Raw genomic sequence first — 20,664 nt, 5'->3', positions numbered from 1 at the left:
AGAGTGAACGTCATGCGCATGAGCCTGAAGGCTAAAGTCCTGTCCCTTGCCGTCCTCCCGGTGTTGCTCTTCGCGCTGGTCATCAGCCTGACCACGCTGTTCATTCTGCAGGAGCAAGCCCGCAAGGAAGTCGAGGAAACTCGCCAGCGCCTGCTCAGTGATGCGAAGGCGACCCTGCAAAGCTACGTCGCCGTCGCCATGTCTACGATCAAACCGCTCTACGACGCGGCCGCGCCTGGCGATGACGCGGCGCGGGCCCAGGTGGTCAAGTTGCTGTCGAGCATCACCTACGGCAAGGACGGCTACTTCTTCGGCTACGACTCCAACACCGTGCGTCTGTTCAAGGCCAACAGCCCCGAAGGCGTGGGCCAGAGCTTCAAGGACAACCGCGATCCGAACGGCGTCTACGTCAACCGCGACCTGGTGAAAGTCGCCAAGGACGGTACCCACTACCTGCAATACAGCTCGACACTGCCGGGCAATACGCAAGTGTTGGTGCCCAAGCTCGGCTACACCGAATACCTGCCCAAGTGGGACATGGCGGTCGGCACCTCGGTCAACCTCGACGGCATCGAAGCGCAAGTGGCAGTGGTTGAAGCCAAAGTCCAGGAACGCATGCAAGGCGTGGTGCTGAGCATCGTTGGGATTGCCGCCATCGTGCTGTTGGTGATCGCCGCTGCCGGGATGCTGCTGGCCAACACCATCCTGCGTCCGTTGCACCTGATGAAAGCCAACCTCGACGACATCGCGGCGGGCGAGGGCGACCTGACCCGGCGCCTGACCATCACCAGCCAGGATGAACTCGGCGAACTGGCCGGCTCGTTCAACCGCTTCGTCGACAAGATCCACGGCCTGGTGCGCCAGATCACCGAAATGACGTCGCAACTGACCGGGCTGGTGAATCAGGTCTCCGACCAGGCTCAACGCTCGGATCAGGCCATGGAGCGCCAGCGTCACGAGACCGATCAGGTGGCCACGGCGATCAACCAGATGTCCGCCGCCGCTCAGGAAGTGGCGAAAAGCGCGCAGAGCGCCGCGGTTGCCGCCCAGCAGACCGACGAAGAAGGTCAGGCCGCCAAGCGTGTGGTGGCCGGCAGCATCGTGAAAATCCATGCGTTGGTGGACGACATTCGCAGCAGCGGCGTGTCCCTCGACAGCCTGCAAAAGGACGTGTCGTCGATTGTCAGCGTGCTCGGGGTGATCCGTTCGATTGCCGAGCAGACCAATCTCCTGGCGCTCAACGCCGCCATCGAAGCTGCCCGCGCCGGTGAGGCCGGCCGTGGTTTTGCGGTGGTCGCGGACGAGGTGCGGGCGCTGGCCAGTCGCACGCAAATCAGTACCCAGGAAATCCAGGGCATGATCGACCGCTTGCAGGCGGGCACCCAGTCGGCGGTGGAAGCCATGCGCCGTTCCAGTGAAGCCGGTGACGGCACTTCCGCCCAGGCCAACGAGGCCGGCGCGTCACTGGACACCATGGCCGAATTGATCGCCACCATCAACTCGATGAACGCGCAAATCGCCAGCGCGGCCGAAGAGCAAACCGCCGTCGCCGAAGAGATCAACCGCAGCGTGCATCAGATCGCCGTGGCCGTGGACAACGTTGCCGATGAAACCCAGCTCGGTGCGCAGACATCTCGCAGCCTGGCTGATCTTGGTCAGCGCCTCGGCAAACTGGTCGGACAGTTCCGTATCTGACACCCCGGAACCTGTGGGAGCGGGCTTGCTCGCGAAAAGGGAGTGTCAGTCGACATTATTGTTGCCTGACACGCCGCCTTCGCGAGCAAGCCCGCTCCCACAGGGATTGTGGTGTTCAATCCTTAGTTTATAGGCCTGTCCCAGTACGGCACTTCGCCAAAACATTCGACAAAAAAATCAATCACCGTCCTGACCTTCACCGACAACCGTCGACTGCCGGGCCAGAGCACGGCGATCTGTTGTGGTTCAAGGCTATTGGATACCTGATAGTCCCCAAGCACCGGCATCAGCGTGCCTTTGCGCACCGCTTCACCAATCAGCCACGACGGAAACATCACCAGCCCCAGGCCTTGTTCGGCGGCCTGGGTCAGGGTGTCGGCGTGGTTGCCGGTGATCGGCCCCTTCACGGAGTAGGGCGTCCAGTCCTGCTGACCCTTGCGAAAAAACCAGCGCTGCTGGCCGGCCACGCCTTTATAGGCCAGGCATTGATGGGTCATCAGGTCTTCGGGATGTTGCGGCGTGCCGTGACGTTTCAGATAAGCGGGGCTGGCCGCCACTTGGAAGCGTTGCGGCGCCAGAATGCGCGCCTGCATGCTCGAATCGTGCAGCGGGCCGATGCGAAACAGCAGGTCGGCGCCTTCCTGCAAGGGGGCGACGTAACTGTCGGTGTGCTGGATATCCAGTTGCAGTTTCGGGTAGCGCTCGCACAGTTTCCCCAGCCACGGGGACAGGTGCCGCTGGCCAAACACCACCGGCGCGTTGATCCGCACCAGCCCGCTGGGCTCGCTTTGCTGTTCCTGCAAGGCCTGTTCGGCTTCCTCCAGTTGCACCAGCATCAACCGTGCGTGGTCACCGAGCAGGCGCCCGGCCTCGGTGGGCGTGACGGCGCGGGTATGCCGGTAGAGCAATTGCAGGCTCAAGGCTTGCTCCATCAGTTGAATCTGCCGGGAAATCGAAGAGGGCGCCAGGCCCTCGCGGCGGGCGACTTCGGAAAAACTGCCGTGGTCGAGCACCGCGACAAACAGTCGAAGTGCCTTGAATCCCAGTTCGTTGAGGCCGTGCATGGCGAATCCTGCTGTGCGAGTTGCGCAAAAGTGTTGTCAGGATGCTCCCATTTATCGCAAAGGATCGCCAACCGATAATTGTGGGAGCGGGCTTGCTCGCGAAAGCGCTGGGTCATTCGACAAACAATGATGACTGACCGAGCCCCTTCGCGAGCAAGCCCGCTCCCACAAGGGTCCGTGTTCTATCTGATGAATGGTGTTCCTCTATGCAATCTTCTTTAATCGATGACGCCGGCGCTGTCGCAATGCCTGCAACAAAACCCGGGTTGCGGCTTTTGCTTTTACCCCTGGTGATCCTGGCCGGCATGGGCCTTTCCGTGGAGGCCGGGTTGCTGGGGCCGCTGGGGGGTCAGGTCGGTCACTTGTGGGCGACCTTGAGCATCTTCGGCGTCGGCTCGGCGATTCTGTTTTTGCTGTTGTTGTTCAGCGGCCCGCAACAGGGCCCGGCGCTGAGCGAGCTGCCGCGTTGGCAGCTGATTGGCGGTTTCCTGGGGCCGATGTACGTGGTGGTGCTGACCCTGGCCACGCCGCACATCGGCATCGCGATGACCATGATTGCGATCCTGTCCGGGCAGGTCGGCAAAAGCGTGCTGATCGACCACTTTGGCTGGTTCGGCGCTACCCGCAAAAAGGTCAACAGTGAACGTTGGCTGGCCTTGCTGCTGATTGTCGCGGCACTTGTTCTGATCGCTCGGGGTTGATGATGAATCTGATTATTTTGTTGGCGGTGGTCGTGGCGGCCGGTGCGGTGTTGAGTATTCAGGCGGCGATCAATGGCCGGCTTGGTGAAACCGTCGGTGTGTTGCGCAGCAGCTTGCTGACCTTTGTTGTTGGTGCAGTGACCACCGGGTTGCTGATTCTGTTTTTCGAACCGGCCCACGCAGTGAGCTTGATGGACGTGCCGAAATGGCAGCTCAGCGGCGCGCTGTTCGGGGTGGTTTACATGATGGTGATGGTCGGTGCGGTGCCGCGGGTGGGGACAGCGGTGGCGACGGTCGCGGTAATCGTCGGGCAGTTGGGGATGGGGATGCTGATCGATAACTTCGGCTGGCTGGGCAACCCGGCGATCGAGCTGTCCAGCAGCCGGATATTGGCGATGGTGTGTCTCGGGTTGGCGTTGGTGTTCATGTATCGCAGCAGTACCCGGCAGGGCTGACGCAAGCTCCTACACTGGTGGTACGGGTCGCATTTGCGAGGCCCGGACGACCACACCCACGGAGTCAGACCCATGATCGACAGTGAAAGTATCTGCGACTGCCCCAAATGTTCCTGCAAACTCGGCGAACATCCGATTGCGCGCCACGGCAAACACTATTGCTGCGAAGCCTGCGCCAAGCACCACGAACATGGCGAAGAATGTGCCAGCAAGGGCTGCAAGTGCGCCCACGCCAAATAGCTCGTCCAAATAAAGTGGAGCCACTCGGGCTCCACTTTCAGTTCTGACTTGCTCCATCCTCCCTGATGTTCAGTTCGCCGGTCGCCAGGTCACGTTCTCGACGCCGAATTTCTCCGCCATCGGCTTGCTGGTCTTCTGCACCTTTTCCCGGCCAAAGCGTGGGATCCGACCCACACCGGCGTCGCAGCTTGCCCAATGCCAGGCCTCCGCATTATCCATTTTGTCCAGGCGGATAATGAAAGACTTGGGGGCGCCATGAAGGGTGTATTCAATGACGAAAAGTTTTGCGTTGTTCATAAAGCCCGTATTCCTCCCTGTGGTAATAGAGGGATCGTCGGGCTTGCGGAAAATTCAGTCGGATTGTCGGACGGCTGCCGCCGGTAGCGACAAGGTTTGTGGCTCGTTGCCATGCAATACCTGCAAACCCCAATGATCCTTGCTGATTGCCCTTGCTGAGCTCCTCGCACAAGGTCAGCGGCAGGTAAACGCGTTACGGGGGCATGCTCTGCTAGAATCGGCGCCATTGACCTCACGAGATACCCCCATGAGCGAGCCGATTCGTCTGACCCAATACAGCCATGGCGCTGGTTGTGGCTGCAAGATTTCCCCCCAGGTGCTGGAGGTGATTCTCGCCGGCAGCGGGGCGCAGAACCTGGACCCGAAACTCTGGGTCGGCAATGCCTCGCGCGATGATGCGGCGGTGTATGCCATCGACGAAGAGCGCGGCGTGGTCTCGACCACCGACTTCTTTATGCCGATCGTCGATGACCCGTTCGATTTCGGCCGCATCGCCGCTACCAACGCCATCAGCGACATCTATGCCATGGGCGGCGACCCGTTGATGGCGATTGCCATCCTCGGCTGGCCGGTCAATGTGCTGGCGCCGGAGATTGCCCGGGAAGTCATTCGTGGCGGACGTTCGGTCTGCGACGAAGCGGGGATTCCATTGGCCGGCGGGCATTCGATCGATGCACCGGAGCCGATCTTTGGCTTGGCCGTGACCGGGCTGGTGGAAAAACGCCACATGAAGCGCAACGACACGGCCACCGCCGGTTGCCTGCTTTACCTCACCAAACCCCTGGGCATCGGCGTCCTCACGACCGCCGAAAAGAAGGGCAAGTTGCGCAATGCCGACATCGGTCTGGCCCGCGACTGGATGTGCACCCTGAACAAACCCGGCAGCCGTTTCGGCAAGCTTGAGTGCGTGACGGCAATGACCGACGTCACAGGTTTTGGCCTTCTCGGGCATCTGGTGGAAATGGCTGACGGCAGCAACGTGACGGCCCGCATTGAATATGACCGCGTGCCACGCCTGCCGGGTGTCGAGTATTACCTCGAGCAAGGCTGCGTACCGGGCGGTACGTTGCGTAACTACGACAGCTACGCCAGCAAGATCGGACGTGTTCAGGAACTGCACAAACGCGTGCTGTGCGATCCGCAGACCAGCGGTGGCCTGCTGATCGCAGTCACTGCCGAAGGCAACGAGCAATTCCTCAAAGTGGCGGCTGAATTGGGCCTGAGCCTGGAACCGATCGGTGAGCTGGTCGAACGACAGACCAACGCGGTAGAGGTGTTTTGATGTCCATCGACTTCACCGATTACCGCGACATCTTTCTCAACGACCGACCGATGATGGATGCCCGCGCGCCGGTCGAGTTTCTCAAAGGCTCATTCCCCGGTGTGGTCAATCTGCCGTTGATGGATGACCACGAGCGCCAGCGGGTCGGCACCTGTTACAAGCAGCAGGGTCAGCAAGCGGCCATTACGCTGGGGCATCAGTTGGTGTCCGGCGAGATAAAAGCCGCGCGGATCCAGGCCTGGGCTGACTTTGCCCGGGCTCATCCGGACGGTTTTTTATATTGTTTTCGCGGCGGTTTGCGCTCGCAAATCGTCCAGCAGTGGCTCAAGGACGAAGCGGGCATCGACTATCGGCGGGTCGGTGGCGGCTACAAGGCCATGCGGACTTTCCTGCTCGACACGCTCGATCAGTCAATTGCCCAGTGCGACTTCGTCTTGCTCGGTGGCATGACCGGCACCGGCAAAACCGAGGTGCTCACACAATTGAGCAACGGGCTGGACCTTGAAGGCCACGCCAATCATCGCGGCTCCAGTTTCGGCAAGCGCGCCACCGGTCAACCGTCCAACATCGACTTTGAAAACCGGCTGGCGGTGGACGTGCTGAAAAAACGCGCCCGAGGCATTGAACAGTTCGTGCTGGAAGACGAGAGCCGCATGGTCGGCAGTTGTGCCTTGCCGTTGCCGCTGTTTCAGGGCATGCAGCAGTTTCCGGTGGTCTGGCTGGAAGACAGCCTGGAAGGGCGGGTCGAGCGGATCCTGCGCGATTACGTGGTGGATTTATGTGCCGAGTTTATCGACGTGCACGGCGATGAAGGTTTCGCGCTGTTTGCCGAGCGCTTGCTGGCGAGCCTGAACAACGTCCAGAAACGACTGGGCGGTGAGCGTCATCGGCGGATGTTGATCCTGATGGAAGACGCTTTGGCTGAACAGGCGAGCAGCGGAGCGGTGGACCTGCATCGGGGCTGGATCGAAGGGTTGCTCAGCGAGTATTACGACCCGATGTATGCCTTTCAGCGGGAGAAGAAGGGTGCACGGATCGAGTTTGCCGGAGAGCGGGGGGCGGTTCTTGAGTACCTGCGGGATCGAGTCAGTCAGCGAGGGTGAGGGTGGTTTTGCCGGCCCCTTCGCGAGCAAACCCGCTCCCACATTAGATCTGCGTCGTACAGATTTAATGTGGGAGCGGGCTTGCTCGCGAAGGGGCCCTGACAGGCGACCCGAATACTGAAGCCACTAGGTCGGGCAAGTCTCCCGACCATTATCCAGCCCTTGCTTGTAGCTGTGGCTCTCCATGCTGGCCTTGCCGTTGTGCCAGGTCAGCGTGAGCACGTACAGCGAGTCGTAGTCGCTGGACTCCCAGTCATCGGTGATGTTCTGTTTCTTGCCGACGGCTTCTCCCGCGACCTTGTTGATCAGCTCCGGCAGGTAGCCGTGTGACCAGGCGGTGTAGATGACCGCGTTGTGATACTTGTCGTTGAGCAGTTCATCGGCCAGGTCGCTGGTGTCGTTGGCCGAGAAGTTGATGTTCACCGGCAAACCGAGCTTGATCGCGCTGGGGCTGATGGTCATCAAGGGGCGGATGTAGCTGTAGGAATTGTCCAGTTCGCCTTCCTCGACATTGCGCGTCGGGTTGGCCGCAAACACGTAGTTGGCCTTGCCGAATTTTTCCGGCAGCAAAGTGGCCAGATCGATAGCACGGTTCAGGCCCTGGCAGTTGAGCTGGCCCAGGCCGCCGGCGGGTTTTTCCGCGTGGCGCAGGAATACCAGCGTCTGAGTGCCGTCCGCCGGTTGGGCGCGGCTTTCGCTGGATTCCAGCGACAAGAACAGCGCGCTCGTCGCCAGCAAGGCGGGCAGAACGACATACGCGCGATGCTTGAAGCGTTTGGCGAATTTGAGAAGGATCATCATGGAATAAAGGGTTCTTCAGCGCATTCGGTTAAGGCTGACAAACCTTTACACCACGAGCGTCCAGCGTCGGGTGTTTTCCATGTCGTTGAGCCGGTCCGTTTCCGAAAGGGCATAGCTCAGAGTCCTCTGAAGCCCATTGGTTCGATTCCGACGAGTGTGCAGCACTGTATCGGTAACCTTGCACGGCTTGGAGCAAAGGTTACCGACAAGATGTTGCGGATTTATGGACACGGTACACCTATAGGCGCTGATGAAGGCTGCGACTCTTTTGATCTTGTTCATCAGCAATATTGATAACACCAAAAGATCGCGGCCTTCGACATCGCCTGCATTATGATCGTCCCTCTCAATTTTCTTCGTGGATCCTTCCCATGACCGATCTGTCCGCGTTCCCCATCACCCGAAAATGGCCCGCTCAATACCCCGATTGGATTCAGCTGTATTCCCTGCCGACCCCCAATGGCGTCAAGGTTTCGATCATGCTCGAAGAGATCGGCCTGCCCTACGAACCGCATCGCGTGGGCTTCGACAGCAATGATCAACTGTCCCCCGAATTCCTGTCGCTGAACCCGAACAACAAGATCCCGGCCATTCTCGACCCGCACGGTCCGGACGACCAACCCCTGGCGCTGTTCGAGTCCGGCGCGATCCTGATCTACCTGGCCGACAAAAGCGGGCAACTGCTGGCCCAGGAGTCAGCAGCGCGCTACGAGACCATCCAGTGGCTGATGTTTCAGATGGGTGGTATCGGGCCGATGTTCGGTCAGGTCGGTTTCTTCAATAAATTCGGCGGCAAAGACTACGAGGACAAACGTCCCCGCGACCGCTACGTGGATGAGAGCAAACGCTTGCTCAAGGTGCTCGACGGGCGTCTGGAGGGGCGCAACTGGATCATGGGCGAGCGCTACACCATCGCCGACATCGCGATTTTTCCGTGGGTGCGCAACCTGATCGGCTTCTATGAAGCCGGCGAGTTGGTGGGCATCCAGGACTTCCCGAATGTCACTCGGGTGCTGGAGCGCTTCCTGGCCAGGCCGGCGGTGGTGCGCGGGCTGGAAATCCCCAAACCAGTCTCGAACTGATCCACACCAAATCCTGTGGCAGTGGGTTTGCTCGCGAAGAGGCCGTGTCAGCCGACATCAATGTTGAATGACACACCGCCTTCGCGAGCAAGCCCACTCTCACAGGAGTCTTGTGTTGGCTCGAAGATTATTGCGATTCCAGCAATGCAGTCTTGAGCGTTCGACGTTTGTGCGCTGCACCTTGCAGGGCATAAGCTCTACCCCCTTCGACTTTCTTCTCGTCCCTCGATTTTCAGGAATACCCATGTCCAGTCAGTTCCCCGAAGCACGTCCACGCCGTCTGCGCCGCAATGCGAGCCTGCGCAGTCTGTTCCAGGAAACCGAGTTCAGTTTGAATGACCTGGTGCTGCCGATCTTCGTCGAGGAAGAAATCGACGACTTCGTGCCGATCAAAAGCATGCCCGGTGTGATGCGTATTCCGGAGTCGAAACTGGCGGGCGAGATCGAGCGCTATGCCCGGGCCGGGATCAAGTCGGTGATGACCTTCGGCGTGTCGCACCATCTGGACAGCAGCGGCAGCGACACCTGGAGCGACAACGGCCTGGTGTCGCGCATGTCGCGCATCGCCAAGGATGCGGTGCCGGAGATGATCGTCATGTCCGACACCTGTTTCTGTGAGTACACCGACCACGGCCACTGCGGCGTGCTGCACAACCACGAGGTCGATAACGACCTGACCCTGATCAACCTCGGCAAGCAAGCCGTGGCGGCGGCTCGTGCGGGTGCCGATGTGATCGCCCCGTCGGCCGCCATGGACGGGCAGGTCCAGGCCATTCGCCGCGCGCTCGATGAGGCTGGTTTCACCCAGACCGGGATCATGGCCTATTCGACCAAATTCGCTTCGGCGCTTTACGGTCCGTTCCGCGAAGCCGGCGGCAGCGCGCTCAAGGGCGACCGCAAAAGCTATCAGATGAACCCGATGAACCGCCGCGAAGCGGTACGCGAATCACTGCTGGACGAACAGGAAGGCGCCGACGCACTGATGGTCAAACCCGCCGGCGCGTACCTGGACATCATCCGCGATATTCGCGAAGTATCGCGCCTGCCGCTGTCGGCGTATCAGGTGAGCGGCGAGTACGCGATGATCAAATTCGCCGCCCAGGCCGGGGCGATCGATGAAGATCGTGTGGTGCGTGAAAGCCTCGGTGCGATCAAGCGAGCGGGGGCGGATTTGATTTTCACCTACTTTGCGATGGACTTGGCCGTGGCCGGGATTTAAGACCACCCAATATCCAATGTGGGAGCGGGCTTGCTCGCGAAAGCGGAGTGTCAGTCAATCCAAATGTCGACTAACCCACCGCCTTCTCGAGCAAGCCCGCTCCCACATTTTGGACGGTGTTGAATCAGGGTGAGCCGAAAAACGGCCGGATCCCGTGATCCCTGAAATACCGCTCGATCACCTTCGGATCGGAGCACGTCTCGGCAACCGCCACGTACGTATCCGGCCGCAACAGGTAAAATCCATTACGCCCCAGGCCCGCTGTTTCAAACGCCGGCCGCCAGTCAAAAACATGCAACGGCAAATGATGTTCGTGGCACCAGGCGATCATTTCGTCGCTGGTGTCGCCGTACACATGCACCTGCCAGGTCGGACACTTCAGCGATCCGAAATTGTCTGCTTCACCGTCGTGCGCCCAAGGCAGCCGGTCGCCACCATGAACGTGCCCGGCAACACCGGTGCTCAACGGCATCCCGCGATAATTGAGGGTGATCTGCGACACCGTGCGAAACAGCAGCTCGCGGCTGGTTCCCAGTGAGGCGATTTTGGGAATCAGAAACGGCGCGACGCGGGTGCGCAGCAAATCGGCCATGCGGCCTTCGGCAGTGACGAAACTGAACACGCGGTCGGTGGTGGCAACCAGTTTGCGCGCAAAGGCAATGCGCTCGGTTTCATAGGTGTCGAGCAATTTGGCCTCGGCACCGCCACTCAATACCGCCGCCAGTTTCCAGGCCAGGTTGATGGCATCGCCAATGCCGGTGTTCATGCCCTGGCCACCGGCCGGGCTGTGGACGTGGGCGGCGTCACCCAACAGAAACGCGCGCCCGGTGCGAAAGTGATCCGCCACCCGATGATGCACGCGATAGGTCGAGAACCAGTTCACCTGTTCGATCTGCACCTTCAGATGCTCGATGGCCCGGCTGCTGACGTCTTCGAAACGCAGGGTTTCGGCCTGTTCGGCGCGCTCGTCGCGGACCGTGCCGATGAGGCGTGCGCGACCTTCGCCTTTCAAGGGAAACACGGCGAGAAAATCCGCTTCATCCAGGTCCAGGTGCAATTCGCCATTGAGTGCCGGCCCGCTGGCCTGCACGTCGGCGACGTAGAAAACCTGCTGGTAAGTGCCGCCGGGAAAACCGGTGTCGAGGGTCTTGCGCACGATCGACCGGGCGCCGTCGCAACCCGCCAGATAACAGGCCTGACAAGTTTCCTGCTGGCCATCGGGCAAGCGCAGTCGGGCGGTAATGCCGTCGCCGGTTTCCTCGAAACTCTCCAGCTCAGTGCTGCGTTCCACCTTGATGCCAAAGGCTTCAAGACGTTCTATCAGCAGCCGTTCGTGTTCATCTTGCGGGAACATTTCGAGGAACGCGTAGGGTGTCAGGCCTTCGCCGATGGTGGACAGCGGCAAGCGTGCCACGGGTTCGCCCTTGACCCAGAAATTGGCGGCCGCCACTCGGTGGCCGTTGCGCACAATGGCCTCGCTGAGGTCGAGCTGACGAAACAGCTCCAGCGTCCGCGCCTGGACGGCCAGCGCCCGCGACGTGGTGCCAGGTGCCGAGGTCTTGTCGAGAATCCGCACCCGGATGCCCTGTTTGCTCAACCACAGCGCCAGTACCAGACCGGTCGGGCCGGCGCCGATGATCAGCACGTCGCTACGGTTCATGAGCCTGTCCTCCGCGGTTGGGTGGATCTAGTATGGTTCAACCCAGACATACGGACAGGTTGACCGCCCAACGGAACAGGCCCCGCAGCCGTGAAGCTGCGGGGCCTTTTTGTTGAACCGTGGTGATTAGAAGTCGATGGTGCCCGACAACTTCGCCACCCGTGGTTCGCCCTGGGTCAGGTAACCGCCCTGGGCCGATTCCCAGTATTTCTTGTTGGCCAGGTTCTCGATGCCGAAGCGCAAGGTCACGTCTTTTTCCTGGACCTTGAACGCGTAACGGGCACCGGCATCAAAGCGATTCCAGGTTGGCAGGCTGAGGTTGTTGGCCGCATCGGCGTATTGACCACCCGTGCGCAGCATCCGCGCATTCAGCGCAACACCTTGCAGGCCGGGTACGTCCCAATCCGCCGAGGCGTTGAACTGGAAGCTCGGCACGCCGATGGCGTCGTTGCCGTCATTGAGGCCGCCCTGGGTTTTCTTCAGTTCGCTGTCCATCAAGGTCAGGCCGCTGATCAGGCGCAGGCCGCTGATGGGCTCGCCAAAGACGTTGAGTTCGACGCCTTTGTTGACCTGTTCGCCTTCCCGCACGAAGCGCGCGGTGGTGGCGTCGACGATTTCGGTGTAGCCGTCGCTCGGTTGCTCGATGCGGTACACACCGAAGCTGGCGCCGTAGGTGCCCATGTCGACTTTCACACCGGCTTCGAGCTGCTTGGAGCGTGCGGGTGCAAACGCCTGATTGCCGTTGATGACGACGCGTCCGGCTGCCGAAGTAGGCGACGTCGGGCCTTCAGCCAGACCTTCGATGCGGTTGGCGTAGAACGACACGTATTCCCAGGGTTTGAACACGATGCCGTAGACCGGGGTGGTGATCGACTCGTCATATTTGGAAGTCCGGGTGCCGGTGCCGTAGGCGAAGCCCTGGACCACCAGTTGCTGGCGACGCACACCGACGGTCACCAACAGGCGGTCGTCGAAGAAGCCCAGGGTGTCGGACACCGCGCCGCTGCGCACGAAGGTCTTGCCGACGATGCCCGGATCGTTCACGTCGCCGCCCGAGAAACCAGGCCCCGGCGCCGGTACTTCGACCGGATGGTAGATGTTGTTCGCATAGGGGGTCAGGTCGAAATCGAAGGCACTGCGCTGTTCGGTCCAGATTCCGGCCAGGCCGAAGTTGAGTTTGTGGCTGACCGGGCCGGTGGCGAATCTGCCATTGAGGCCGGCCATAACGCTTTTGTTGTCTTCGTCGTGGGGAATGAACGAGCCGCTGGTGGTTGAACTGCCGTCGTTGCCGACCAGCGTGGTGGAGTTGTAGCGCCCGACTTCGCGGGTGTGCTTGGCACCGCCGGCGGCGTAGGCGGTCCAGTTGTCGTTCAGGTCGTATTCGGCGCGCATCATGCCGAAGGTGTCTTCGATCTCGGTGAATCCCCACCTTGGCGCGTAGTTGGTGTCGGCCGACGGCGCATCCGGGATGTGCGTGGCGGTGCCGATGTTCACCGTGTTGCGGCCACCGTTGACCCGTTGTTTCTGGTAGGCGAAATCGCCGGAAATGCGCAGGGCGTCACCGCGGTAGTCGAGGCCGATAGCGAACAGCTTGGAGCGCTGGTTTTCGTGATCGATGCCGGTGTCGCCTTCCCGTTGCGCCAGGTTGACGCGGGCGCCGAAGCGGTTGTCTTCACCGAAGCGCTGGCCGATGTCCAGGTGTTCGCCAATGCGCCCTTCATCGTTGATGTCGGTGGTGAAACGGCGCAACGGCACGTCCCCGGCGCGCTTGGGTTGCAGGTTGACGCCACCGCCGATGCCGGAGCCGGTCGGGGTCACGCCATTGATGAACGCGTTCGGGCCTTTGAAGACTTCCACGCGCTCCAGGGCGTCGGTGGAAATGATCTGCCGCGGCAGGACGCCGTATAGGCCGTTATAGGAAATATCGTCGCCGGTGAGTGGCAAGCCGCGGATCATGAAAATCTGCGCTTGGTTGGAAAACCCGCTGGCCTGACGCACCGAGGAATCGTTGAGCAGCACGTCGGCGACATCTTCGGCTTGCTGATCCTGGATCAGTTGCTCGGTGTAGGACGACATGGTGAACGGCACGTCCATGATGTCCTGATTGCCCAACACACCCAGCTGTCCGCCGCGCGCCACCTGACCACCGGCATACGGCGGGGGCAGGGCGGACGGCGAGGGGGCCGGGGCGTTGATGTTGACGTTGTCCAGCACCACCGCCTTGCCGCCGTTTTCCGGATCGGTCGCGGGCGTTGCTGCATGGGCGGTCACGGACAGGGAGCACAGCAAGGCGAGAAGAGTCGGGCGAAAGGGCACGCCGATTCGGGCTGGAGTATTCATATTTCGTACCTGGCGGCGCGCCGCGAGTGAGAAAAAGAAAGTGACCGCGCGGGAACTCCTTGCGCAAATACGACTCCAGAGGCGAATGGTAGTGGTTCTCAGTCACGCCGTGCAATCAGTTTGTCATTACGGTGTGAAGGTAATGATTAATGACTGATGGGCCATGGCTGTCGGTAAAGGCGCAATTCATGTGGGAGCGGGCTTGCTCGCGAAGACGGTGTGACAGTCAATACAAGTGTCGACTGCCCCACCGCCTTCGCGAGCAAGCCCGCTCCCACAGGTATGTGTGTCCGTTGAAGGAACAGTGCGTCGTCGGGACAGTCATAGCCTGCGCCATGCCATTGGTCGTATGGTTAACCCGGCTCAACGGATTTGATGGAGCGACATGCAAGCCAATCGATTGATCATGAGCGTCGCCGCGCTGCTGGTACTGGCCGGTTGCGGCACTCAACGGATTCAGGAACCACCGGCGCGCAAGCCTGCCGTAGTCAAGGCCGAGATCATGCGCCTGCTGCCGGCCAAGACCGTCGACCGGCAAGGCTGGGCCACTGACATTTACGCAGCCTTTGCCGCCCAGGACATTTATCCGTCCACGCAAAACCTGTGCTCGGTACTGGCGGTCACCGAGCAGGAGTCGACCTTCCAGGTGGACCCGCCGGTGCCAGGCCTGGGCAAGATCGCCCGGGACGAGATCGACCGTCGCGCCGCCAAAGTCCATGTTCCCGGCCTGCTGGTGAGCGGCGCGCTGCAGGTGAGTTCATCCAATGGCAAAAGCTACAGCGATCGACTGAATGCCGCGCGCAGCGAAAAGGAGCTCAGCGCGATTTTCGATGATTTCATCGGCATGGTGCCCATGGGGCGGACCCTGTTCGGTGGTTTCAACCCGGTGCACACCGGTGGCCCGATGCAAGTCAGCATCGACTTCGCCGAACAACAGGCCAAGGATTATCCATACCCAGTGGACGGCACGATTCGTCGCGAGGTGTTCAGCCGACGCGGCGGCATGTATTTCGGCATCGCACACTTGCTCGGTTATCCGGTGAGCTACCAGCAGCCGCTGTACCGCTTCGCCGATTTCAATGCCGGTTGGTACGCCAGTCGCAACGCGGCGTTTCAGAACGCGGTGAGTCGTGCTTCGGGTATACCGCTGGCGCTGGACGGTGACCTGGTGCGCTACGATTCCATCATGCCCGGCGCCACGGAATTGGCCGTGCGCACACTCGGCAAGCAGCTGGGCATGCGCAATCCGACGATCAGGGACCAACTGGAGGAGGGCAAAAGCCTCGAATTCGAGGAAACCCGTCTCTATCAAAAGGTCTTCGCGTTAGCCGAAAAGGCCGAAGGCCGCTCATTGCCACGTGCGGTGCTGCCGGGGATCGTGCTGCAGAGCCCGAAAATCACCCGCAAACTCACCACGGCGTGGTTTGCCAAGCGGGTCGATGAACGTTATCAGCGGTGTATGAAGCGTTAAGCGGTCCACCAGTTAAGTGCAATCCATGTGGGAGCGGGCTTGCTCGCGAAGGCGGTGTGACAGTCACATTGATGTTGAATGTAATGCCCTCTTCGCGAGCAAGCCCGCTCCCACAGGTTCGTCACCTCGACTGACGGGACGGCGGTCGTCGGGTGGCACCGGCGCTGTCCATGGCGCCTTCTACACTGGTTAGCTGGCGCGTACCGTTGCCCTTCCGAGGAGTCGATCATGACCAGTCCCTACGTTCCCGCCCATACCGGCTTGTTGCTGGTCGATCCTTACAATGACTTTCTCAGCGAAGGCGGCAAGTTACACGGCCATGCCAAACCGGTGGCCGATAGCGTGGGGACGTTGGCCAATCTGAAAACAGTGGTGGAGGCCATTCGCAAGGCCGGGATTCAGATTTTCTACGTGCCGCATCACCGCGCCGAACCCGATGAACTGGCTCGCTGGAAACACCCCAGCCCTTATCAGCAAGGGGCCAGCCGCGCTCAGGTGTTTGCCGCCGGAACCTGGGGCGGCGAGTGGCATCCGGACTTCCAGCCCGAGGCCGGTGATGTGATCGTCAAGGAGCACTGGGGCGGCAGCGGTTTCGCCAACACCGACCTGGACTTTTTGCTCAAGCAGCACGGTATCGACAAGGTCGTGGTGGTGGGCATGCTCGCCAATACCTGCATCGAAACCACCGGCAAATTCGCCGCTGAACTCGGTTACCACGTAACGCTGGTACGCGACGCGACGGCAGCTTTCAGCCCGGAAGCGATGCATGCCGCCCATGAGATCAACGGGCCGACGTACGCCCATTCGATTGTCACCACGACGGAGTTGCTCGCGGCGCTCGGGTGATGACTAAAAGAAATTATTCCGCGGGCAGAGAGTCAGCTGCTACAAAGAGACCATCCCAAGGAGGTGTTTATGTACCAGCTCTACGGACATAAGAACTCGGGCGCGGCAGCGATTGAGGCTGCGCTGGAACTCTGTGAGATCCCCTATCGATTCATTGACGTTGAATCGTCCCCGGAGGCAGCCAAAGCCCTGGAGAAACTGAACCCGCTCAAGCAGATTCCGACGCTGCAATTGCCCGATGGCGGGGTTCTTACCGAGAGTGCAGCGATCCTGATTCATCTGGGGCTGACGTTTCCCAAGTCGAAGCTGCTGCCGGTAAACGCCGCCGAACGCGATCAGGCCATCCGCGGTCTGGCGTACATCGTCAGCAATTGCTACGCGGCCATCGGCATCATCGACTATCCCGAACGCTGGTTGGCCAAGGCGGATGAAGCGTCCAGGCAAAACCTCATGGTCGGTGCCCGCGAGCGCCTGCATTGGAGTTGGGAAGTGTTTGCCGATCAGTTTTCCGGCGAGCTGTATCTGGGCGATGAAACACCGGGAGCGCTGGATGTGCTGGCGGCGGTGGTCACGCGGTGGGCGGGGAGCCGGGAACATTTGCGCAGTTCCCGACCGGGTTTTTTCGCTTGGCTGGAACGTATCGATCGTCACCCGATATTGGCGCCGGTTTTCGCCCGGCACTGGCCAGCCTGAACATCCCCAACCAATGTGGGAGCGGGCTCGCTCCCACAAAGGGACTACTCGCCGCGAATGTACTGCTCCAACTGCCGAATCAGTTCCGCTTGTTCGGCGATGGCTTCCTTGACCAGGTCGCCAATCGACAGCAAGCCGATCAACTGGCCGTTTTCCACCACTGGCAAGTGACGCAGGCGTTTGTCGGACATGATGCCCATGCAGGTTTCGACGGTTTGATGGGTGTCCACGGTGATCACCGGCGAGACCATGATGTCTTCGACCGGCGTACCGACGGAGGAGCGGCCCTTGAGCACCAGTTTGCGCGCATAGTCGCGCTCGCTGATGATGCCGACGACCTCGCCATTCTTCACGACCGGCAAGGCGCCGACGTTTTTCGCGGCCATGACCATCAGCGCTTCCAGCACCATTTGATGAGGCGCAATGATGTGGACTTCGTGATTTTGTTCAGCCTTTAACTTCAGTAGCTGGGCGACGGTTTTCATGGCGGTTTCTCTGGTGTTGTCGTTGTCCTTGAAGAATCGTAGACACTGGCGCAGAGGGCAAGGCAGAAAGCGGCAGATAACACTCAAAAAACGCCATTCGGCGGATTTTCTTCGGTAAAGCTCGTGTGCCAGGTCGATAAACGTTCGCAACCCGGCGGGAACATGACGATTGGCCGGGTGGTCGATGCACGGGAAATGCACAACCGGCGCACGTAACCTTTGGCATGACGCGGACCTGTGGGAGCGGGCTTGCTCGCGAAGGCGGTGGGTCAGTCAATACAAGTGTCGACTGGCCCACCGCCTTCGCGAGCAAGCCCGCTCCCACAGGGTGCGAGTGGTCAGATCAATCCGAGTGTGCGGCGTCGATGACGCGTAGAATTGCAGCCTTGATCAGGTATTGAGGTTGCAGTGGTGGATTTACAGCGGGGCTTCGTCCTGACCCGGCATTGGCGCGATACCCCGGCCGGTACGGAAGTCGAGTTCTGGCTGGCGACCGATGCCGGTCCCCAGCGTATCCGCCTGCCTCATCAACCGTCCGTGGCATTCATCCCGGCGGCCCAGCGCGAGCAGGCTGAAGCGTTGCTGCGCGGCGAAAAGAACGTCGAGCTACGACCGTTGGCGCTGCAGGACTTTGAGCATCGCCCGGTGCTGGGCCTGTATTGCCAGCAACACGGCCAGCTGATGCGCCTGGAAACCGCGCTGCGCAAGGCCGGTGTCGACATGTTCGAAGCCGACGTGCGCCCGCCGGAACGCTACATGATGGAGCGGTTCATCACCGCGCCTGTGGTCTTTGGCGGCATACTCGATGCCGAGGGCCTGTTGCTCGACGCGCAAATGAAACCCGATCCCGACTACCGGCCGACGCTCAGACTGGTCTCCCTGGACATCGAAACCACCGCTCAGGGCGAGTTGTATTCCATCGCGCTGGAGGGCTGCGGCGAACGCCAGGTGTACATGCTCGGCCCGCCCAATGGCGATGATTGCGAGGTGGATTTCCAGCTTGAGTATTGCGATACCCGAATCCTGCTGCTGAAAAAACTCAACGAATGGTTCGCCCGGCACGACCCCGACGCGATCATCGGCTGGAACGTCGTGCAGTTCGATCTGCGTGTGCTCCACGAACACGCAAGGCGCCTGGCAGTGCCGCTCAAACTGGGCCGTGGTGGCGAAGAAATGCAGTGGCGCGAGCACGGTAGCCGCAATCATTATTTCGCTTCGGCCGCCGGCCGGTTGATCATTGACGGCATCGAGTCCCTGCGTTCGGCGACCTGGAGTTTCCCGTCGTTCAGCCTGGAAAACGTCGCGCAAACCCTGCTCGGCGAGGGCAAAGCGATCAGCAAGCCTTACCAGCGCATGGACGAAATCAACCGCATGTTCGCCGAGGACAAACCGGCGCTGGCCAAGTACAACCTCAAGGACTGCGAACTGGTGACGCGGATTTTCGCCAAGACCCAGTTGCTGACCTTCCTGCTGGAGCGGGCCAGCGTCACCGGACTGCCGGCGGACCGCAGCGGTGGTTCGGTGGCGGCGTTCACGCACCTGTATATGCCGCTGATGCACCGCCAGGGTTTCGTCGCGCCCAACCTCGGCGGCAAGCCACCTGAAGCCAGCCCCGGCGGGTTTGTCATGGACTCGCAACCGGGGCTGTACGAATCGGTGCTGGTGCTCGACTACAAAAGCCTCTATCCATCGATCATCCGAACGTTCCTGATCGACCCGGTGGGCTTGATCGAGGGACTCGAACATCCTGATGACAGCGAGTCGGTGCCGGGCTTTCGTGGCGCACGCTTTTCACGAACCCGGCATTGCTTGCCGGCCATCGTCGCCCGAGTCGCCGAAGGTCGGGAAACCGCCAAGCGCGAACACAACGCGCCGCTTTCCCAGGCGCTGAAAATCATCATGAACGCCTTCTACGGCGTGCTCGGTTCCAGCGGCTGTCGCTTCTTCGATACGCGCCTGGCGTCGTCCATCACCTTGCGTGGGCACGAGATCATGCTGCGCACCCGTCAATTGATCGAGGCCCAGGGCCACGCGGTGATTTACGGCGATACCGACTCAACCTTCGTCTGGCTGCGCCGCGCCCACGGTCAGGAAGAAGCGGCGCAGATCGGCCGCACGCTGGTGGATCACGTCAACCAGTGGTGGCGTGAACATGTGCAGCAGGAATATGGACTGGAGAGTGCGCTGGAGTTGCAGTTCGAAACCCACTACAAACGCTTCCTGATGCCGACCATTCGCGGTGCGGAGGAGGGCAGCAAGAAGCGTTATGCCGGGCTTGTGACCCGCGCCGATGGCACGGACGAGATGGTCTACAAGGGCCTGGAAACCGTGCGCACCGACTGGTCGCTCCTGGCTCGTCAGTTCCAGCAGGAACTCTACTCACGGATCTTCCATCGCAAACCCTATCAGGACTATGTGCGCGATTACGTGCGCAAGACCCTGGCCGGTGAGTTCGACGACCGGCTGATCTACCGCAAACGCCTGCGCCGCACCCTCGACGACTATCAGCGCAACGTCCCGCCCCACGTTCGTGCCGCGCGGATCGCCGATGACTACAACGACCAGCAGGGCCGTCCACGGCAGTACCAGAACGGTGGCTGGATCAGCTACGTGATCACCGTCGCCGGCCCCGAGCCGCTGGAAATCCGCAGCGCGCCCATCGATTACGACCATTACGTCACCCGGCAACTGCAACCGGTGGCGGATGCGATCCTGCCGTTTGTGGACGACGACTTTTCAACCCTGATTGGGGGGCAGTTGGGCCTGTTTTGAATCCATCAGCGTTAACGTCCAGCCGTCCGGTATGCCGTGGAAGTACTGGTCCAGTGCCTGTTTGAAGAGATTGTCTTCGGGGGCGATCTGGGCGAACAACGTCATGGATGAGTGAAATTTGAGATCGTCGGGATGGCCGAAGATGGCGGCAATCGAGCTCTTTTCGATTTTTAGCACCAGCCGGGTGCAGGCACGCAAGCGAGAGCCCAGTAGCGGATGCTTCAGGTACGCCACGGCTTCCTCGGCGGAACGAATGGCGAAGTGGCGCGACATCTCACTGCCGCCTAACCCGGCGAACTGGGGAAAGATGAACCACATCCAGTGACTGCGCTTGTGGCCGGCGTTCAACTCGGCCTGAACCCGGTCGAACACCGGGTCCTGCGCCTGGATAAAGCGTTGCAGATTAAAGGAGTCGAGCTGATCGGTGCTTCTCATGCAGAAGCCCTCTGTCAGACCGC

At 60.7% G+C, this 20,664-nt stretch carries 19 protein-coding genes; 12 read left to right on the top strand and 7 right to left on the bottom strand.

What is annotated here, in order from left to right; translation table 11 throughout:
• Positions 1–12: 12 nt before the first annotated feature.
• Positions 13–1,695 (top strand): methyl-accepting chemotaxis protein CtpM, encoded by a 1,683-nt coding sequence (gene ctpM / locus ACA055_RS20355; protein WP_497680275.1) that lies wholly within the window; start codon positions 13–15, stop codon positions 1,693–1,695.
• 122 nt (positions 1,696–1,817) lie between these two features.
• Here the strand turns inward: ctpM and ACA055_RS20350 are convergent, their stop codons facing one another.
• Positions 1,818–2,759 carry a LysR family transcriptional regulator gene (locus ACA055_RS20350; protein ID WP_497680274.1) on the bottom strand — a complete coding sequence of 314 codons (942 nt, stop codon included), beginning with the start codon at positions 2,757–2,759 and terminating at the stop codon, positions 1,818–1,820.
• 206 nt (positions 2,760–2,965) lie between these two features.
• Between ACA055_RS20350 and ACA055_RS20345 the strand changes: the two genes are divergently transcribed.
• The 3 genes from ACA055_RS20345 (at position 2,966) to ACA055_RS20335 (ending at position 4,155) form a co-directional block, all read left to right on the top strand.
• Positions 2,966–3,460: a DMT family transporter gene (locus ACA055_RS20345; protein WP_497680273.1), complete on the top strand. Its 495-nt coding sequence runs from the start codon at positions 2,966–2,968 to the stop codon at positions 3,458–3,460.
• Complete coding sequence (locus ACA055_RS20340; protein ID WP_497680272.1) at positions 3,460–3,915, top strand: DMT family transporter; 456 nt, start codon at positions 3,460–3,462, stop codon at positions 3,913–3,915. Before ACA055_RS20345 ends, ACA055_RS20340 begins: the two co-directional genes overlap by 1 nt.
• A 72-nt stretch (positions 3,916–3,987) precedes the next feature.
• Positions 3,988–4,155 (top strand): metallothionein, encoded by a 168-nt coding sequence (locus tag ACA055_RS20335; RefSeq protein ID WP_150766720.1) that lies wholly within the window; start codon positions 3,988–3,990, stop codon positions 4,153–4,155.
• A 69-nt stretch (positions 4,156–4,224) separates the two neighbouring features.
• Here ACA055_RS20335 and ACA055_RS20330 read toward each other — a convergent pair whose 3' ends face one another.
• On the bottom strand, positions 4,225–4,452 hold the full coding sequence (locus ACA055_RS20330) for a DUF6555 family protein (RefSeq protein WP_059405408.1): 228 nt from the start codon (positions 4,450–4,452) through the stop codon (positions 4,225–4,227).
• A 247-nt stretch (positions 4,453–4,699) separates the two neighbouring features.
• Between ACA055_RS20330 and selD the strand changes: the two genes are divergently transcribed.
• Positions 4,700–5,734 carry a selenide, water dikinase SelD gene (gene selD, locus ACA055_RS20325; protein WP_497680271.1) on the top strand — a complete coding sequence of 345 codons (1,035 nt, stop codon included), beginning with the start codon at positions 4,700–4,702 and terminating at the stop codon, positions 5,732–5,734.
• Positions 5,734–6,837 (top strand): tRNA 2-selenouridine(34) synthase MnmH, encoded by a 1,104-nt coding sequence (mnmH, locus tag ACA055_RS20320; RefSeq protein ID WP_497680270.1) that lies wholly within the window; start codon positions 5,734–5,736, stop codon positions 6,835–6,837. Before selD ends, mnmH begins: the two co-directional genes overlap by 1 nt.
• A 126-nt stretch (positions 6,838–6,963) precedes the next feature.
• On the opposite strand, the gene ACA055_RS20315 is transcribed toward mnmH, so the two are convergent.
• A complete protein-coding gene (locus tag ACA055_RS20315) occupies positions 6,964–7,638 on the bottom strand; it encodes a histidine phosphatase family protein (protein WP_497680269.1) in 675 nt (224 codons plus the stop codon).
• 371 nt (positions 7,639–8,009) lie between these two features.
• On the opposite strand from ACA055_RS20315, the gene ACA055_RS20310 reads away from it, so the two are divergent.
• Together ACA055_RS20310 and hemB are read left to right on the top strand one after the other, a co-directional pair.
• Entirely contained in the window at positions 8,010–8,720 is a 711-nt protein-coding gene (locus ACA055_RS20310; RefSeq protein ID WP_497680268.1) for a glutathione S-transferase family protein, read from the top strand.
• 244 nt (positions 8,721–8,964) lie between these two features.
• Positions 8,965–9,939: a porphobilinogen synthase gene (gene hemB, locus ACA055_RS20305; RefSeq protein WP_497680267.1), complete on the top strand. Its 975-nt coding sequence runs from the start codon at positions 8,965–8,967 to the stop codon at positions 9,937–9,939.
• 124 nt (positions 9,940–10,063) lie between these two features.
• Here the strand turns inward: hemB and ACA055_RS20300 are convergent, their stop codons facing one another.
• A complete protein-coding gene (locus ACA055_RS20300) occupies positions 10,064–11,599 on the bottom strand; it encodes an FAD-dependent oxidoreductase (protein ID WP_497680266.1) in 1,536 nt (511 codons plus the stop codon).
• A 126-nt stretch (positions 11,600–11,725) separates the two neighbouring features.
• On the bottom strand, positions 11,726–13,939 hold the full coding sequence (locus tag ACA055_RS20295) for a TonB-dependent receptor (RefSeq protein WP_497680265.1): 2,214 nt from the start codon (positions 13,937–13,939) through the stop codon (positions 11,726–11,728).
• A gap of 385 nt (positions 13,940–14,324) precedes the next feature.
• On the opposite strand from ACA055_RS20295, the gene ACA055_RS20290 reads away from it, so the two are divergent.
• The 3 genes from ACA055_RS20290 (at position 14,325) to ACA055_RS20280 (ending at position 16,949) form a co-directional block, all read left to right on the top strand.
• Entirely contained in the window at positions 14,325–15,410 is a 1,086-nt protein-coding gene (locus ACA055_RS20290) for a DUF1615 domain-containing protein (RefSeq protein ID WP_497680264.1), read from the top strand.
• 225 nt (positions 15,411–15,635) lie between these two features.
• Positions 15,636–16,256 carry a cysteine hydrolase family protein gene (locus tag ACA055_RS20285; protein ID WP_497684457.1) on the top strand — a complete coding sequence of 207 codons (621 nt, stop codon included), beginning with the start codon at positions 15,636–15,638 and terminating at the stop codon, positions 16,254–16,256.
• Between the two features lie 69 nt (positions 16,257–16,325).
• Complete coding sequence (locus ACA055_RS20280; protein WP_497680263.1) at positions 16,326–16,949, top strand: glutathione S-transferase; 624 nt, start codon at positions 16,326–16,328, stop codon at positions 16,947–16,949.
• Between the two features lie 44 nt (positions 16,950–16,993).
• On the opposite strand, the gene ACA055_RS20275 is transcribed toward ACA055_RS20280, so the two are convergent.
• A complete protein-coding gene (locus ACA055_RS20275) occupies positions 16,994–17,434 on the bottom strand; it encodes a CBS domain-containing protein (RefSeq protein ID WP_131059904.1) in 441 nt (146 codons plus the stop codon).
• A gap of 411 nt (positions 17,435–17,845) precedes the next feature.
• Here ACA055_RS20275 and ACA055_RS20270 point away from each other — a divergent pair, with 411 nt between their 5' ends.
• A complete protein-coding gene (locus ACA055_RS20270; protein ID WP_497680262.1) occupies positions 17,846–20,206 on the top strand; it encodes a DNA polymerase II in 2,361 nt (786 codons plus the stop codon).
• Here ACA055_RS20270 and ACA055_RS20265 read toward each other — a convergent pair.
• A complete protein-coding gene (locus ACA055_RS20265) occupies positions 20,171–20,641 on the bottom strand; it encodes a DUF1810 domain-containing protein (RefSeq protein ID WP_497680261.1) in 471 nt (156 codons plus the stop codon). The two genes, ACA055_RS20270 and ACA055_RS20265, sit on opposite strands and share 36 nt — an antisense overlap.
• Positions 20,642–20,664 lie beyond the last annotated feature (23 nt).

The organism is Pseudomonas sp. LBUM1657 (assembly GCF_059716075.1).
Note: the sequence above shows the minus strand (reverse complement) of the source record. Positions and strands in the feature narration are given on the sequence as shown.

What these genes read in the sequence shown, in the direction of transcription:
- mnmH (WP_497680270.1), top strand. Translation starts at nt 5,734, where the DNA reads ATGTCCATCGACTTCACCGATTACCGCGACATCTTTCTCAACGACCGA.
- ACA055_RS20280 (WP_497680263.1), top strand. Translation starts at nt 16,326, where the DNA reads ATGTACCAGCTCTACGGACATAAGAACTCGGGCGCGGCAGCGATTGAG.
- ACA055_RS20300 (WP_497680266.1), bottom strand. Translation starts at nt 11,599, where the DNA reads ATGAACCGTAGCGACGTGCTGATCATCGGCGCCGGCCCGACCGGTCTG.
- ACA055_RS20315 (WP_497680269.1), bottom strand. Translation starts at nt 7,638, where the DNA reads ATGATGATCCTTCTCAAATTCGCCAAACGCTTCAAGCATCGCGCGTAT.
- ACA055_RS20335 (WP_150766720.1), top strand. Translation starts at nt 3,988, where the DNA reads ATGATCGACAGTGAAAGTATCTGCGACTGCCCCAAATGTTCCTGCAAA.
- ctpM (WP_497680275.1), top strand. Translation starts at nt 13, where the DNA reads ATGCGCATGAGCCTGAAGGCTAAAGTCCTGTCCCTTGCCGTCCTCCCG.
- ACA055_RS20340 (WP_497680272.1), top strand. Translation starts at nt 3,460, where the DNA reads ATGATGAATCTGATTATTTTGTTGGCGGTGGTCGTGGCGGCCGGTGCG.
- hemB (WP_497680267.1), top strand. Translation starts at nt 8,965, where the DNA reads ATGTCCAGTCAGTTCCCCGAAGCACGTCCACGCCGTCTGCGCCGCAAT.
- ACA055_RS20350 (WP_497680274.1), bottom strand. Translation starts at nt 2,759, where the DNA reads ATGCACGGCCTCAACGAACTGGGATTCAAGGCACTTCGACTGTTTGTC.
- ACA055_RS20295 (WP_497680265.1), bottom strand. Translation starts at nt 13,939, where the DNA reads ATGAATACTCCAGCCCGAATCGGCGTGCCCTTTCGCCCGACTCTTCTC.
- ACA055_RS20265 (WP_497680261.1), bottom strand. Translation starts at nt 20,641, where the DNA reads ATGAGAAGCACCGATCAGCTCGACTCCTTTAATCTGCAACGCTTTATC.
- ACA055_RS20345 (WP_497680273.1), top strand. Translation starts at nt 2,966, where the DNA reads ATGCAATCTTCTTTAATCGATGACGCCGGCGCTGTCGCAATGCCTGCA.
- ACA055_RS20310 (WP_497680268.1), top strand. Translation starts at nt 8,010, where the DNA reads ATGACCGATCTGTCCGCGTTCCCCATCACCCGAAAATGGCCCGCTCAA.
- ACA055_RS20290 (WP_497680264.1), top strand. Translation starts at nt 14,325, where the DNA reads ATGCAAGCCAATCGATTGATCATGAGCGTCGCCGCGCTGCTGGTACTG.
- selD (WP_497680271.1), top strand. Translation starts at nt 4,700, where the DNA reads ATGAGCGAGCCGATTCGTCTGACCCAATACAGCCATGGCGCTGGTTGT.
- ACA055_RS20330 (WP_059405408.1), bottom strand. Translation starts at nt 4,452, where the DNA reads ATGAACAACGCAAAACTTTTCGTCATTGAATACACCCTTCATGGCGCC.
- ACA055_RS20275 (WP_131059904.1), bottom strand. Translation starts at nt 17,434, where the DNA reads ATGAAAACCGTCGCCCAGCTACTGAAGTTAAAGGCTGAACAAAATCAC.